Annotated in this window: 12 protein-coding genes; 2 read left to right on the top strand and 10 right to left on the bottom strand. The window is 54.4% G+C overall.

Going from position 1 to position 14,929, the window contains the following annotated elements; translation table 11 throughout:
* Window positions 1–188: 188 nt before the first annotated feature.
* On the top strand, window positions 189–317 hold the full coding sequence (locus D6851_RS18235) for a hypothetical protein (RefSeq protein ID WP_274379068.1): 129 nt from the start codon (window positions 189–191) through the stop codon (window positions 315–317).
* A 72-nt stretch (window positions 318–389) separates the two neighbouring features.
* Here D6851_RS18235 and D6851_RS17175 read toward each other — a convergent pair whose 3' ends face one another.
* The 10 genes from D6851_RS17175 to D6851_RS17135 all read right to left on the bottom strand — a co-directional run bounded on the left by D6851_RS17175 (window position 390) and on the right by D6851_RS17135 (window position 12,386).
* Window positions 390–1,235: a sulfotransferase family protein gene (locus D6851_RS17175; RefSeq protein WP_120326074.1), complete on the bottom strand. Its 846-nt coding sequence runs from the start codon at window positions 1,233–1,235 to the stop codon at window positions 390–392.
* 3 nt (window positions 1,236–1,238) lie between these two features.
* Window positions 1,239–2,573, bottom strand: coding sequence for an oligosaccharide flippase family protein (locus D6851_RS17170; RefSeq protein WP_120326073.1), 1,335 nt, complete (start codon window positions 2,571–2,573; stop codon window positions 1,239–1,241).
* The gene (locus tag D6851_RS17165) at window positions 2,570–3,934 is read right to left on the bottom strand and encodes an O-antigen ligase family protein (RefSeq protein WP_120326072.1); all 1,365 of its coding nucleotides are present in this window, start codon (window positions 3,932–3,934) and stop codon (window positions 2,570–2,572) included. The genes D6851_RS17170 and D6851_RS17165 overlap by 4 nt, the downstream gene beginning before the upstream one ends.
* Window positions 3,935–3,985: 51 nt before the next feature.
* Window positions 3,986–5,134 (bottom strand): acyltransferase family protein, encoded by a 1,149-nt coding sequence (locus D6851_RS17160; RefSeq protein ID WP_120326071.1) that lies wholly within the window; start codon window positions 5,132–5,134, stop codon window positions 3,986–3,988.
* Window positions 5,131–6,435 (bottom strand): acyltransferase family protein, encoded by a 1,305-nt coding sequence (locus D6851_RS17155; protein ID WP_183030166.1) that lies wholly within the window; start codon window positions 6,433–6,435, stop codon window positions 5,131–5,133. The genes D6851_RS17160 and D6851_RS17155 overlap by 4 nt, the downstream gene beginning before the upstream one ends.
* 4 nt (window positions 6,436–6,439) lie before the next feature.
* Entirely contained in the window at window positions 6,440–7,762 is a 1,323-nt protein-coding gene (locus D6851_RS17845; RefSeq protein WP_183030165.1) for a TolB-like translocation protein, read from the bottom strand.
* The gene (locus D6851_RS17150; RefSeq protein ID WP_120326069.1) at window positions 7,762–8,754 is read right to left on the bottom strand and encodes a polysaccharide lyase family 7 protein; all 993 of its coding nucleotides are present in this window, start codon (window positions 8,752–8,754) and stop codon (window positions 7,762–7,764) included. The genes D6851_RS17845 and D6851_RS17150 overlap by 1 nt, the downstream gene beginning before the upstream one ends.
* The gene (locus tag D6851_RS17145) at window positions 8,751–9,782 is read right to left on the bottom strand and encodes a glycosyltransferase family protein (protein WP_120326068.1); all 1,032 of its coding nucleotides are present in this window, start codon (window positions 9,780–9,782) and stop codon (window positions 8,751–8,753) included. The genes D6851_RS17150 and D6851_RS17145 overlap by 4 nt, the downstream gene beginning before the upstream one ends.
* 70 nt (window positions 9,783–9,852) lie before the next feature.
* Window positions 9,853–11,103 (bottom strand): glycosyltransferase family 4 protein, encoded by a 1,251-nt coding sequence (locus D6851_RS17140; RefSeq protein ID WP_120326067.1) that lies wholly within the window; start codon window positions 11,101–11,103, stop codon window positions 9,853–9,855.
* An 11-nt stretch (window positions 11,104–11,114) separates the two neighbouring features.
* The gene (locus tag D6851_RS17135) at window positions 11,115–12,386 is read right to left on the bottom strand and encodes a nucleotide sugar dehydrogenase (RefSeq protein ID WP_238474178.1); all 1,272 of its coding nucleotides are present in this window, start codon (window positions 12,384–12,386) and stop codon (window positions 11,115–11,117) included.
* Between the two features lie 918 nt (window positions 12,387–13,304).
* On the opposite strand from D6851_RS17135, the gene D6851_RS17130 reads away from it, so the two are divergent.
* Window positions 13,305–14,795, top strand: coding sequence for a phosphomannomutase (locus D6851_RS17130; RefSeq protein ID WP_120326075.1), 1,491 nt, complete (start codon window positions 13,305–13,307; stop codon window positions 14,793–14,795).
* Window positions 14,796–14,929 lie beyond the last annotated feature (134 nt).

The following is a 14,929-nucleotide window of genomic DNA, read 5'->3' as shown; positions in this document are numbered from 1 at the left end:
CGGCACCTATGACTTCACATCGATGTGGAACCAACTTGGACTCAGTGACCTCCGGCGGTAACAGCCCTCACGCCATTCTTGATATGTTCTCGCTTAGCGTCGTCTGGCGTACTGGCCACGTTATGCCTTCAGCCAGACATTAGCCGGTTTTTCGAGGCGTCCATTTCCGCCAGTCTTCGATCCAAGGCATGATGAAACGGATCAAGGCCAAGGGGATCGAGATGGTGATGCAGGAAGAGGTGTTTTTCGGCTCCAAGGTCGTGCACGAGCTGGATGCATTCAAGCAAGAAGCGATATTATCACAGCCAATCGGATAAGCAGTGAAGTCGAGAATGTGAATTATAAGATATTAACGCGAGACCTGTTTGGATATAATTAATAATAATAATTTATTTTATATTATTACCTTTTATGAAGGTATTCAGTTTCATAAAATCAGCTCGATCAATTTGCGCTTCCAGTTGTGCCAGAGTTTCGGAGCTTAGATGTTCATAGGATCGCTTGGATGGAGCCACTTGCGAGCCGTCGTCGACAAGCTTCCAGGTTTCGTCAGGTCGGACGATATTGAGCAGCCGTTCGGAACGTTTTTCCAGATCATTCTTGCTCAGTGATACGCCTAGTTCCTGAGCGAGCCGGACAGATTCCGCTTCGGGTTCGGTGGAAAGATCCTCGTAATTGACAAAGACATGGCCGGGCAGGCCAAGCCATGCGACCGAGCGGCGGATGTCGTCTTGCCATCTCCTCAGAGCGGCATAAGGATCGTGACTTCGATGCCAATTCTTCGATGCGTTCTCAAGCGATGCAGACACGGCAATGCCATCCCGCACCAGATGGATAAAACGAGTGTCAACGCCCGCACGAACACCTGCTTCGCCAATCTGCCGGACGAAGTGAAGATGTCGCGGTGTCTTTTCGATGAAGATGCCGCTCCCCCGGCTTCGAGCGGCGGCGACAAGGGCTTCAAATGCTGCATCGGCAGTTCGGTGCGGCCAGATCTTGGTGCTCATCGGCTGTGCCGCAGGACGATTGGCTTCAGGCAGAGCGTTCTCTAACCAAAAGCGATCAATCTCCTTATCGACATCGCGCCGCGTTATGGTGATTGGGCCGGTATGCCGAAGCGAACGGGAAAACAGATGACTTTCCTTGAAAGTCGTGGTGTCTGGAATGCAGGCCAAGAGGCTCTGCAATAGCGTAGTCCCTGATCGCGGGCAGCCGACAATAAAGATCGCGCGCATTCACTATCCCTTTGCGGCAAGCTTGAAAATGCCGATCCACGAGGGTTCGTAGGGTGTCAGGCGCTTGGCCGCTAGCCAGAGCCCGAGATTCCAAGTGGTCATGCCTATGGCGCTGGCCCAAGCTGCCCCGAGCAGGCCATAGCTAGTGGCGAGGATCGCAAGCAGGACCAAAGAAAATATCATGGTACTAACCAGAATTCGCATGTTGGCAGCTTCGTTACCTGTCATGTTCAGGATGACCCCACTGCTTCCTGTGAAGACGTTGATGCATTGGCCGACCGACATAATGATGAGCGGAACGTACGCGTTTGCAAACTCAGAACCCATAACATTCAGGATCCATTTTCCGAAAACGGCAATTACGATCATCCCGCCCAACGTGGAAACAAACAAGAACAAGGCAGCAAGCGAGAGAGTGCGTTGCACACCTTGAATGTCGTTTTTAGCATGTCCTCGGGCTACTGCAGGGCCGACCAGAAGGTTGAGGGAACTCAGAAAAAATCCGAGCAATTCAGCGGTGCGGCTCACGGCGAAATAGATGCCTGCTTCACGAACACTAAGCAATGCGCCGACTATCAATACATCAGCCGTCCGGGCCAGGTTGCGCGCGATAAGCAGGAACCACAATGGGAGTGCGCTTTTGCGCCAAGTCGGAATGTCATACTCGGGCTTGAGGGCGGCCATAGCGAATTGAGAGCGTACTCGCTTTTGCAGCAAGAACTGCCAAAAGCACAGCAAAGTGATAACGATGCCTGAACCGGCAATCACCAGCATGAGAACGTCGGGACTGGTCAGTCCCGCCCAGATTCCCGAGATCGCCAGCGCAAGCAGCGATCCGCGCCACAGTATATCCTTCGGAGCCAAGGCTGCGAAATTCACGCCAAAGCTGCGAAGAATGGCGCTCAGCACTTCGTTTTGCGTAAAGGCGGGATAGAGCAGGAACGCTGCGATCGAATAGAGCCAGAGTCGATCGCTCAGCTCGCTTGTCGATGAAACGACAAGAGTGAAAACGAGTGCGACAATGAGGCTGGCGACAAGAGTTATCTTGAGGGACGTTCGCACGACGCCTTCAGCCAGGGCGGGCTTGCCCTGAGCGCGATACATGCCGAGGAACCGAACGATGGCAATCTCCGTGCCGAACCGCGTCACAAATCCCGCGAGTGTCGCGGTCGATAGAATGAGTGTAAAAATCCCGTAGTCTGTGCCATCAAGCCAACGGGCAAGCAGAATGACGTTCAGGTATGTGAATATCGCTCCCAGTATACGCAGGCCGACAACGAGTATCGCGCCGCGACTTGACTTCAACTTTCCGAGGGGAAGCTTACGGAGCATTTTCATTGCCGGCCCACTGCGGCGCTATCGCCGACAGTATCCTCTCCCATTAGTGTGTCCGACAACCTCTTTTGTCTTGGCTTGTCCTTGCCGCGCGGTTTGCCCTGTCCCGATCTCGCTTCTGCTCTGCGTTGTTCATAACCTGCGAGACAGGAGCAACAAAAAAGGATCATGAGGAACGAGTAGGACAGGTCATTGTCTCGGAAAAGAACGACGTCGAAGGGCGCTCTGACAAGCGTAGAGATGAAAAATACGAGAAGCAGATTCCGGTTGAAGCCCCGGTCATCAGTCCGAACAATTTGTCGGATTACCGCGCCCAAGCACCAGAGAATGATCAGATCGCCGATCAAGCCATAGCGCAGCGTCATTTCCAAAATCAGGTTGTGGCTATGGGGCGGCCTATAGTTTGACATGCCGGGAACTTCGCCCAGCGGCGTGCTCCAGATGGATGCTGCGCCATATCCGGTCAACGGGCGCAACATAATCATGTTCTTAGCGTGCTCCCAGATTACGGTGCGTCCGGTCAGGGTAGGATCCTTTCCGAGCGCTTCGAGAAAAAAACCCATAGAGAGGGAGGCAACAATGACTGCGATGATCACAACATAACCCATCAAGGCAATGAAGCCGACGCGTCCGGTCAAGCTCGATCTCATCAGTCGCCAAGGAATGTAGGCACCGATGGCGACAAGTGCGGCGGCAGCTTTCGCGGTCGATTCTGCAAGCACCAGCCCCAGGACGCTTAGAGCGGCTAGAATGACCTTGTTGCGTATTTTGACCCGCGCACCGCAAGTGATGGCAAGGATTAGACCAATTGATGCGACCTCGGCATATCGGTTCTTGTGTGCAAATACCCCTTGGGGCTTCCCAGTGAGATTCGTGAAATCTACACCGCCCATGCGACCCATCGACGGAAAAAATATAATATAGATAAGGCAAATGAACAATATGAACGAAAATGCCTGCACCATCTTCCGTTCATACCCGTACTTATTGAACGCCAAGGCTAGGCCAATTGACGTTATGGTCGTTAGCAGGAGTTGTCCGGAATTAATAATAGATGGCATTCGATCATATGCAAACGCACACATGACAAGCGAGTATATAGCAAAAGCTAAGAACGGCAATGCGCGCTTAAGCAGATATGAAGTTATCTGTTTGCCGGCATCTTGGAGAAGGAAGAGGACGCCGGCTCCGTAGAGCGGAATGTAGAGGAGCGTATTGATCAGGCGCCCGACGGGAGTTTCAGATGAATTCACGCCCGATCCAATGAGAATCTGCTGCGTAAAGGCACCAGTGTAGATGATAACCCATGCGACGAGGACCACCGACACGAAGGCGAAGTATTTTATTGTAACCTTCATCGTCATACTTATGCCCGTTTTAGCGGTACTGAAATGACAGTTATCGCGTAGGGCTCGTTAGGCTGCATGCGACCCCCAGTTGCGGCGAAGGCGCACGAAATTCTGGTACACAAGTAAATAGGATGCTTGCGCCAGGGCGATGCTGATGACGGTCATGACAGCAGTCAAAAGCAGATGTTGGCCCATGGGGAGCGCACGCATGTCAGCAACGCCGAATTCCATATCGATGACGTTGAGTAGAATGAAGTGCCATAGATAGATGGCGTAGGACAGTTTGCCCAGCCAGTCAGCGATCGGGGTCTCGAGCCATTCGAGTAGCACAGGTCCGAGCGACCCGTAATAGAGGCCGATGAAAATCATTCCGATGCCAATGCCTTGCAGTGAGTATCGGATTGTTTCCCGAAAGAACTCATTGCGCAGGACTAGCGTGGCCAGCAACACCAAAATGCCGAGAGGAAGCGCTGGATTGGCAAAACGCCTGAACAATGCAACCGCGCCTTCCGAATAACGCGCCAGGCAGGCGAGCAAACATCCGTAAGCCAGAGAGTCCGCACGCGCCTCCGATGCATAATACGTGTAGTGCCCTGGGAAGTTTTCGATAAGTGTGAATGCGCGGTAAATCGGGCAGACGATGAGAATGATCGTCAAAAGGAGCATCAACCGCTTGGGCACTTTTACGAGGGCCAGAACAAGGAGCGGAAAGGTCAGATAGAAATGCTCCTCCACCGCGAGTGACCACAAATGGCCCCAATGAATTCCACTGCCTTCGCTCGAAAGGTTGAAGATCTTGTAGTAATTCATCCAGTACGCGACTGCGGCGAAGGCGCGGCCCAGTTCAACTGGTACCCCGCGGACAAAAAAATACAGAGCCGTAAGTCCAACGAAAACGTACATCTCCGGCGCTAGTCGCAGGAATCGGCGAACGTAAAACGCCTTTATGGCGATTGTGCCACTCTTCTCCTGCTCGCGCAGCAGCAACGTGCAAATCAAGAAGCCGCTGATGAAGAAGAAAATGGTGACACCCAATCCACCAGGTACAACATCCTGAAACCCGTAATGAGCGATGATGACTAGCATGACCGCGATAGCTCGCATGCCATTGAGGCCGGGAATATGCGTTTTGCCCGCAGCCTCTTTCACTGTGAAATCATATGGCTTACGCACGAGGCTCCGCGCTTCGCTCATTCGGTCTGTCGTACTAGTCATGATAGTCCGTTCCTCGCAGGCAATGAGTTCCTGGGACCCGCCCCCGGCCTAGAGGCGAGCGCATGGTTGCGGTTGTGATTTTCCAAGCCCTTCGTGCAGGCAAGCACCTGCCGACAAATTGGCATGTTACGCCTAGATGTCACTGCATTAGCCACGCTTTCTGTCTCCAAGAAGGAAACGCCGCGCCGCCGACGTATGCGCCTCGAACAGCCCCAGAACAGCTGGGCGAAGGCCACCGCCATACCGACTGTACCTACGTAGAGCAACCAGGCCTGGGGGGTGAGATTCGTGATTGGGAATCTCCAGCCCTCGCCATATTCAAGCACCGTCCTGATACCTGTGACAATGATGATATGCGTAAGGTAGAGTGAAAAGGAGATACCAGCCAACCACGCGGCCACCCGCTTCGCTGACTTCGGACACAATGTTGCTGCCCGTGCCCGCGCAAAAAAGAGCAGCGCGGCTATGCCGATGGCACAGTCAGATAGTGGCCACAACCCTTTCCATGCACCGAAGCTGGGGGCCGCCATGGTGGCAACGAGAATGCCCCCTAACACCCAAAGAGGCAGCCGCAGCGTAGGGACGCGGTTGAGAAACGCCCCAGCAATCCAGATAGGAGCCAAAATCAGGGTGTTCTTCTCGTCGAACGAGTCGAACAGCAGGAGGCAAACGATGACCGTTACCAGCAGGGTGCCGGACAGGATGCGCGTACGTCCTTTGGTCGACGGTGATACCGCGAAGACGGTCAGCGGCCAAAGCAGGTAATAGTGCATCTCCGAGTGGATCGACCATGCTGGTCCATTGGAGCAGATTGTGGGCAAGTAGCCCTCGTTCAGGAACAACAGTGTCCCCAAAATATCACCGATTCTTGGCTGACAACGATCAGTTGTTCCTGAGTATGAATAACCGTATATCGCGATTAGGATGTAGGCGGCGATCACCGAAAAGATAACTGCCGGGATAAGTACGATCCAGATCCGGGTAAGCCGGTCAATGGTGTACTTACGCATGTTGACCGTCGCGGCATCAATATCGGGCTTGAATCTGCGGCCTACAAGCAAGCCGGACATCACGAAAAACAAGACGACGGCCTCGTGCCCCATCCCCGTGAGTATATAGAAGGGCGCAAGAATTAACTTAGGCACACCTGGCAGTCCCTCCGACCACCCAGCAAAGAAATGCGCTCGGGTATGCGCCAATAAGACAAGCATTGCCGCCATTCCACGCACGACATCAAGCCAGAAGCTCTGACCTTCGGTAACCTCATTGCGGTTCGTAGGAAGAATGTGCGCCACAGCCATCGCTTTATCCCATTTCCGCCAGAAAGACCTGACGGACCCCCCCGTCGATCCCGTTGAAGACCAGACCTTTGCCGTCGCTGGTCCACGTCGGGTGTGGATCGACGCGCAAGGCAGCGCGTGGCCCGAGTACTTCAGGTCGCGACTGTATGCGGACCAGCTCTGTCTCCAACCCGGTGCCGATGTCAATCTTGCGAATTGGCACCGTGCCATCGCCATAGGAGCCGCGTTCGCGCAAGTAGGCATCGGAAATCAAATAGGTTTCGTCAGGAGAGAGGCTGGGGTGGCCTGTTCCGGTGCATTTTGGCGCAAGGATCTCAATCTCGCCACCGTCATGATTGAATCGGATGAAGTGAAGCATATCGGCATTTGAAAAGTAGCGCAGGCCGTGCCGCCTCAAAAACCCGATCTTGTTCGTCGCCTTCTGCAGGAATGCCTTTGGCCGGGCGAACGACCGGCGGCGTGACTTATCCCGCAGATTCATGACGATCGTTTCACCGTCCGGGCACCAGTTGGGATGATGGCCACCTTTCCATGCCGCGAAGTCCACGGCCATGGCTAGCTCGCTACCATCGGGGCGCATTGTCACGAGACAACTGGCGGCGGGGCCGCGCTCTGCGCCCGCCTCGATCCAGCGGAGCACCGCCATCAGGCGCGTCCCTTGGTCGTTCCACTTCGTGTGGAACGTGTAAAGACCGCCCGGGCGATCTCTGAAACGCTCAAAATGTTCCGGCAGGGCTTCGGCGATCGAGGACAGTGAGCGGATCAGATCGACTGAACCGCTGTCGATGTCGATTAACCAGACACCGTCGTCCTCGGGAAAGCCAATGTTCTTGGGAAGATGTTCCGGCGGGACGACAACGCCATAGCCCGGTTGGACATGTGCGATGCGGATCAGATCGGGGGCCAGAGCTTGGCGACTGACGCCATTGACCATGTAAATGGCCCGATCATAGCGCCGCTCTGCCCCGGAGAGAAAGTTGACGCAGACGCCATATGGGGCCCAATCGCCGGCGTTCATCCGGTTGAAGAACAACTCTTCGTCGGTGGATCCCCATTGCACTTGAGCGCCGAGCTGGGTGTCCCAAGCGATGGTCGGCGAACGCCAGAGGACTTTGTTGGACGAGATATCATGGACCACCACTGTGCCGGCCTCGCCGGGTTGTGGGACATCGCGTTCATGTGGCAGCTCGAACAGGGCGGCGTATCTTCCCGAAGGACTGACCGGCGAGGTGTCGAAGAAGCGGTGGATCGTAGGCTTCCCGGGCTCACTCAGCCTGACAAGGGGCACGCGCGAATGCTCCGGTGCACGAAGAGCAAAAGTACGCATTATTGGGGGAGTGCCTCTCTATCGAGAGCATGGTCCCGCGCGGGGCGTGTTGCTCCCCAAATCGTTTCATAGCCAGCCATGCCCGCCTTTGCAGTTGTGTTTCCAGTAGATTTTTTCGCAAATGGTTGATCGACAATCCGCGCATTCATTACGCGTTGAAACCGCAAGACCTTAAATCTTGCTTCGCAATCTCCTGCTTTTTGGAGATAGCAGCCTGCCTTATAATGGATGCTATTATTCTGACTGCGCCAAACTTTCGGGAAGTTCGTGCCAAAAAACTTAGTCACACCATTAAAAGTCGCGTAAATGCCGTTATCTTCACCAAATCGTATGGAGAAGTTATCAAAGCCACCCGATACCGGACCCAACGACTTGTATGATTGATTCCTAGGGCCGATGCCGTTTCGATAAACGGCCCAGACATGGTCACGTTTGCCTTGCCGGTTTGCATTGAATTCAAGGCGCAGAACTGGAAATCGCGGTTTCCTGCTGTAGATCTGGGCGATCGTATATTTTGGTGACGTTTCCGCGTCGCGCCTAAGTTGCACGCTGCCAACAAGTTCTTGTTCGAACGTCGCGTCTGCGTCCAACCCGCGCAGTTCGACGCGGTTGCGATGGACGCCTTGATCGATCGAAAACACCATGTTGCCCTCGATCATGCGCCAGCGCTGCGGCGCGTAAAACCCAGCGCGGATCTGTTTTTGCTTGAGGCAAGTTGGAACGGACTTGGATTCGTTGTTGCCGTCGATCTGGAGCTTCATGGTGTGGTCAAGCAAATTCACGAAGCGCGCGCTGGTGTAAGGCGCCTTATCCTTGTCGCCGCCTTCCGGATTGCAGCTAAGATGCGCCAGTTTCTGCGGCTGCGCCTGCAACGGTGAGGCCAGTATGTTCGCGCCAAACACCAGTAAGCTTCCCATCACTGCGAGAACACATTTATGCAAGGTGCCAGCTCCCGGGTGTGGATGAGATACATAAGTTTTTCGAAGAATCATGCGATCGTGCTTTCGCTTTGCGCATGACTGGCAGAGGCGGTTGTGTGTAGCAGATTCGCCTTTGCCTTTACGGCCTCAGCCTGGGCTTCCCATCGCAGTTCGCGGGCCTCTCGCAAGGTCGCCGAACGGGCGTTGAGCTCGCTCGCGGACGCGATTGCTTCTCGGCAAGCTGCCGCCAGCGCGTTCGGTTCGTTTTTCGCGAACAGAGCGGCCGAACCAAAGAGCTCTCGGAGAATCGCTGTATCGCTCAGCACCATAGCCTTGCCGGCACCGACCGCCTCGTTCGCCACGCTAAGCTGAATGCCTTCCAGTTCAGTGAGGCCGAGGATTGCAGTGCAGCCGAACAGCAGCCGCTCATAAGCATCCTTATCGAGGAAGCCTGTGAAAATCACATTTTCTGGCGCTGCGTCTACAAACCCCTTGGCTTTTGCTTTCGCAACTTTCCCGGTCAGGAGAAAGCGGATATCCGGAGATTGCCGTGCGGCCTCTAGAAGCGTTGAGATCGGCTCGTCGGGATTGTACGAACAGGGAACAAGGATCTCAGGAACTTCGGGTGGAGCAGGCATACTGTTAGGCCGTACTAATTGGGCTGGACGCGTTTCAAAGACCATGAGTTTTGCCGGATCGACACCAAAGTCGATGGCTGTCTGGTAGACTTCGGCATTATGCGCGAGCGCCACGTCGATGTTGTTGAGCTGCCCGATCAAACCGGGAACTTGACTCCACGGGGGGCGAAACACGCGATTGTGACAGTCCGCTATGATCGTCAGACGGCGCCCCCCGATAAAACGGTTCAGCGCGAGGATATGCAAGAGGAAGGTTGGGGGCATCTGGATCCAGACAACATCCGCCTTGCTTTTTCGAATAAGTGAAATGGTCTTCCACGCCATCCCAATATAAGAAGGCACCTTGAGCCAAGGATTGTTGAAAGGCTTGCAAATATAGTGCAAATCAAATCCAAAATAACTTTTCATGGATTCAGCACGGCGCTGAAAGTCAATCCAAGCTATGAATATTTGTTTTGCCACAATTTCAACCGTTCTATTTTCTAAGTAAGACTTATCATTTTGAAATGCAAACCAGACAAACCCAACAGCTTCATTCTAAACTGAGGGCTTGCTTGTAGGCCGCTATCAGCGGTTCCACCTGATGGTTCCAACTCAGTTCGTTTTCGACACGTGCTCGGCCATATGCACCCATGCGCCGCCTTGCCTCTGGATCGGCAAGCAGGTCGACAATCTTATGCGCCATATCGACAGGATCATTGGCCTTAGCGTAAAGTGACGCATCTTCAGCCGAAAACCGGCCTTCGATGACATCGAACTGAACAATCGGTTTGCCCAGCGCCATATATTCCATAATTTTGTTCATGGTCGACTTGTCGTTCATCGGGTTCACCCGGTCCGGGTTTACGCCGACGTCCATCGTGGAGAGCACTTCGAACAGGTCCTTATCCGGAGCACGGCCGGTGAAGGTCACATACTCCGACAGCCCGCGCTCGTCCGTAAGCGCTTTCAGCGAGGCAAGGCTGGGACCACCGCCAACCAGACAGAACTGAATGTCCTGCCGGCCCATATCGAAAACGATATGGTGTGCGGCGTCGATCAGTAGGTCGATACCCTCCTGATCGCCCATCACGCCCACATAGCCGATCAGGTATTCGCGGCCTTTCTTCCAGTGTTCTACCGGCGGCACGAGCTTTAGTCGGCTCAGATCGGGTCCGGAGCGTACGACAAAGACACGATCTGCAGGCATCCCACCACGTTCTATGGCTATCTCACGATAGCTTTGGTTCGTGGCGATCGACACGGTCGCTGACTTAAAGGTGAGTTTCTCGGAAAGCACCATCAGCTTCCAGAAAAAGCCCTTCTTGTTAAACTTGGCCTCGTAAAGCTCTGGGTTGATGTCGTGGTGGTCGAAGATGAATTTGACACCGAATAGCCGAAACGGCAGGGCTACCAAGTAGATCAGGTCTGGCGGATTGCAGCCCTGAATGATGTCGAAACCCCTGGTGAAGAATATCTTCCAGGCGAGCACCGTCTCCCAGAAAATTGCTGCGCCATATTCCACCAGATATCCTAGTGCGCCGGAGGCATCGAGAGGCAAGGGATGACGATGGATGTGCACCCCATCGATCAGCTCATAGCGCTTTTCGAACCCCTTCCCGGTAGGGCATATGACAGAGACTACAGCTCCCGCAGCCTTCAGCGTGCGTGCTTCCTGCCAAACCCGCCTATCGAACGGCAGCGGAAGGTTCTCAACAATGATGAGAACCTTTTTACCCGCCAGGGGCTGCCCTTCGATATACGTCGGGAACTCATGCTCTTTTTCAATTGCGATGGAAGACATAGAAAGACTTCTCAGGCAATAGAGCTTATATCGACAATATCGGTAGTTTTGAGCGACAATGTCTTGGTAAGACGATTGGTCGAAATTACCAAGGCGTACTCTCTCGCTTCAGCAGTTTCTTTGTCAACGAGAAGTGTACTGATCGTTGGCAAGTACGCATATGCGTACCCGAGGTTTTGGCCGACCAGATTATCGGGTGTCAGCGCGGGATCGTAAACGTCCAGATCGTAACCCGCCTCGAGTAGCTTTCGTGCCATGTCGACAGCCGGGCTCTCGCGCAGGTCGTCAGTGTCGGCTTTGAATGCCAGCCCCACCAGCAGAACCTTCGCGCCGCTCTCCAAACCTTGCGTGACGAAAGTGAACTGATGGTGCTTGTGCGCATCGTTTGTGCGCATCAGCGAGTCCACGAGATGCGCATTGGCGCCCACGTCGGCGGCAATGTGCTGCAGGGCCCGTACATCCTTTGGCAGACAAGATCCGCCAAAAGCACCGCCGGGCCTAGTATAATACGGAGAGATGTTCAGTTTCGTGTCCGACACGAAGATCTCGTGTACCTTCTTTGCCGATATATCGAGGTTTTGGCAGACGCGCCCGACCTCGTTTGCAAATGCGACCTTGACCGCATGCCACGTATTATCGACAAATTTGGTGATCTCCGCCTCGCGAATACCCACATGGAAAATTGGTGCGTCGATCCCGTGGTGCAGCGCCTCCATGTTGGCGGAGGGCTCACCGTCGATCGTGCCGAGGATGATCTTGGGAGGGTGGAAATAATCTTCAATCGCGGTGGCTTCGCGAAGAAATTCCGGATTGTAGACCAGTTCCACCAACTGTTCGGCGGCATCGCCTAGGGCCGAACGGAAAATAGGCCCAATGATCTGGTCTGTGGTACCCGGCCGCATCGTAGAACGGTAGGCCACGGTGAGAGGCGAGCCACGATCCGCTCGCACCGCGTTTGCGATGGCGCGCGTGACCTGTACGATGTAGCTCATATTGTGCGCGCCATCAGGACCACTGGGCGTCCCAACGCAAACGATGGCGATGTCGGCATCGTCCAGATGGTTTCCAACTTCTGTTGCCGCTGAGAGTCTGCCGTCCTTGTGGGCCGCAGCAAGCAGGTCGTCGATTCCAGGTTCATGGATCGGCGAAAGACCAGCGTTGATTGCATCAACCTTCTTCGAGCTCACATCTATACCGACGACGGTGTGGCCCTGGCTCGAAATGCACGCGGCCGCGGTGCAGCCAACATAGCCCATTCCAAAGATCGCTATCTTCAAGATCACCTCACAAAAAACGGAAAATAGGAGAAAATTTTCTTAGGTTAAACAGACCAATGAACAAGCCGGCCATGTCACTAGCAGTTAACTCCTAGGTACGATCACTGGGGCCGACGCTAACAGGTGATGTTGCAACGCACAAGATGTGAGCTGCAAAAATCGTTCATTAAGAGGCGGACTCGCTGTAGTCGGAGCGGGACGGTGCGAAATTAAGGATAGCGCGTTCACCTACATCCGTCGGGATGGAGCGGCCTGTAAAACAACGCGGCGACAACCGCTCCGAGGCGGATTCCGGCTGACGCGCCCCCCCCCTGATTGTCCCCACTCAGAGGTAAATTTCTGCTCCTTCATTATGCTTGCTTGAGGTGGTGCCAACGCGTCTGGGGCATACCTCAGACGCGTTGGCCCGCGATCTCAGAGGGAGGGGGGGGGGTGATTGTAATCGTTCCACAGGGCATCGGAGGACTGACTCTCAAATGAAATTTTCAAGGAAGTTTGCGGTCGATGAGCATTAGAGGAAGGTGGGATTCGCGGAACATGCCCATTATCGACTATCGATCTCGTCGCAGCGTCGTCATCTATAAATTGATCTTGTGTTCTATATCATTTCATACTAAAATCAAAAGTAGTTATACTATTGCACTGATGATGAAGATCTGCGGGCGCTTATCGAATGTCTCTGCCGCAATATCAATGTCCGGACAGGCTATCAATCTAAACGAGGCAATCCCGGCATTCGTCAATTCTCCATAGCAGTGGCTCAAACGCCTGCGGAGGACAAGATCAGACGCGCACCAATATTGACATTCATGCGCTTGTCATATCTCAATGCGAAATAGCAGCCTTGGTTGCGCTGCAGCAAAGCCTGGTACTTTTTGGCGTGCATGTGCGTCAGGATCCGTGACATGGTCTGGGATGAATATGATGGAGCAACAGATTTCCGTTTCCGAACTCATGGCGATGTCCGGGGTGGCTTTTGGCACCAGCGGCGCACGGGGCCTCGTCTCTGCCATGACAGACCTAGTATGCTTCACTTATAGCTGCGCCTTTCTGCAGCACATGGAAGAATTGGGTCAGTTTGGGCCAGGGACTCATGTCGCCATTTCCGGAGACTTACGCCCTTCCTCACCGCGCATCATGGCTGCTTGCGCGGCAGCTGTGAGGCACATGGGCGGCGTTGTTGACAATCTGGGTTTTATCCCCTCGCCCGCGCTCGCCGCATATGGTTTCGAGAGGAAAATTCCTTCCATGATGGTCACTGGAAGCCACATTCCGGATGATCGGAACGGGATCAAGTTCAACCGCGCCGATGGTGAAGTGTTGAAATCCGATGAGCAGGCGATGAAGGCGCAGGACGTCGCTCTGCCTGATATCTTTGATGGCAAGGCCATGCTGCGCGACATTGCTACTCTTCCTGATCCGGTCGACGCTTCGAGTGCCTATATTGGCCGCTACCTCACATTTTTCGAGGCTGGTGCCTTGAAGGGCTTGAAGCTCGGTGTCTATGAACACTCAGCGGTGGGACGAGATATTCTCGTTGCGATCCTGGAACAGCTGGGCGCCGAAGTGGTCCGGCTCGGCCGTTCGGAAACCTTCATTCCCGTTGATACCGAAGCCGTCCGGCCTGAGGATGAGGCCTTGGCACGGAACTGGGCGTCGCAATACGGTCTCGATGCCATCCTTTCGACCGATGGCGATTCCGATCGTCCACTGCTCGCGGACGAGACAGGGCGATGGTTAAGAGGGGATGTATTAGGCATCCTTTGCGCTCATGCGCTCCGCATTGAACAGGTGGCGACGCCGGTTAGCTCCAATACGGCCTTGGAACGATCCGGTCTGTTCACTGCCGTCTCGCGTACGCGGATAGGTTCCCCATTCGTGATCGAGGCTCTGAACCAGTTCATAGAGCAAGGCGGCACGGCTTGCGGTTATGAAGCCAACGGCGGCTTTATACTTGGAACGCCGGTGATGGTGGATGGGCGTACCTTGCCTGCGCTGTCGACCCGCGACGCAGTCTTGCCAATGCTCGCAGTGATTGTCGCTGCCAGGCGTGAAGGCGTTTCAATCGGACGGTTGCAGGCGCAATTGCCCTCTCGCTGCACGTTCAGTGACAGGATCAAGGAATTTCCGACAGAACAGAGCAAGGCGCTGTTGGCCTATCTCCAGTGCAGCGATGCCGATCAGTCATTGAAACGCCTTAGTCAGACTTTCGGCGATCTTGCAGGCGCAGCCATCGCGGTCGACAGCACCGATGGCTTGCGGATCAGTTTCGACAGCGGGAACATCATCCATTTGCGACCTAGTGGCAATGCCCCAGAGCTGCGCTGCTATTCTGAAAGCGAGACGCCGCAGGACGCTGCGTCCATCAATGCGAAGGCTCTCGCACTAGTACGGAATTTGGCCTTTGCGCACTAGCATAAGCCTAGGGTCTGTGGGGATTCATCGGGAATTTATGACGGCTGCTGCGAGGTAGATGAATGCTTTGAAGCTGTGGTCGGTTTTGCAGGCGCACATGGCGATGCGCTTGAACTCTTTGAGTTTGCAGAAGA

It is taken from the genome of Altericroceibacterium spongiae, from assembly GCF_003610805.1.
Taxonomy (GTDB): domain Bacteria; phylum Pseudomonadota; class Alphaproteobacteria; order Sphingomonadales; family Sphingomonadaceae; genus Altericroceibacterium; species Altericroceibacterium spongiae.
This window is presented reverse-complemented; position numbering and strand designations above follow the sequence as displayed.

What these genes read in the sequence shown, in the direction of transcription:
- D6851_RS18235 (WP_274379068.1), top strand. Translation starts at nt 189, where the DNA reads ATGATGAAACGGATCAAGGCCAAGGGGATCGAGATGGTGATGCAGGAA.
- D6851_RS17175 (WP_120326074.1), bottom strand. Translation starts at nt 1,235, where the DNA reads ATGCGCGCGATCTTTATTGTCGGCTGCCCGCGATCAGGGACTACGCTA.
- D6851_RS17170 (WP_120326073.1), bottom strand. Translation starts at nt 2,573, where the DNA reads ATGAAAATGCTCCGTAAGCTTCCCCTCGGAAAGTTGAAGTCAAGTCGC.
- D6851_RS17165 (WP_120326072.1), bottom strand. Translation starts at nt 3,934, where the DNA reads ATGACGATGAAGGTTACAATAAAATACTTCGCCTTCGTGTCGGTGGTC.
- D6851_RS17160 (WP_120326071.1), bottom strand. Translation starts at nt 5,134, where the DNA reads ATGACTAGTACGACAGACCGAATGAGCGAAGCGCGGAGCCTCGTGCGT.
- D6851_RS17155 (WP_183030166.1), bottom strand. Translation starts at nt 6,435, where the DNA reads ATGGCTGTGGCGCACATTCTTCCTACGAACCGCAATGAGGTTACCGAA.
- D6851_RS17845 (WP_183030165.1), bottom strand. Translation starts at nt 7,762, where the DNA reads ATGCGTACTTTTGCTCTTCGTGCACCGGAGCATTCGCGCGTGCCCCTT.
- D6851_RS17150 (WP_120326069.1), bottom strand. Translation starts at nt 8,754, where the DNA reads ATGATTCTTCGAAAAACTTATGTATCTCATCCACACCCGGGAGCTGGC.
- D6851_RS17140 (WP_120326067.1), bottom strand. Translation starts at nt 11,103, where the DNA reads ATGTCTTCCATCGCAATTGAAAAAGAGCATGAGTTCCCGACGTATATC.
- D6851_RS17130 (WP_120326075.1), top strand. Translation starts at nt 13,305, where the DNA reads ATGGAGCAACAGATTTCCGTTTCCGAACTCATGGCGATGTCCGGGGTG.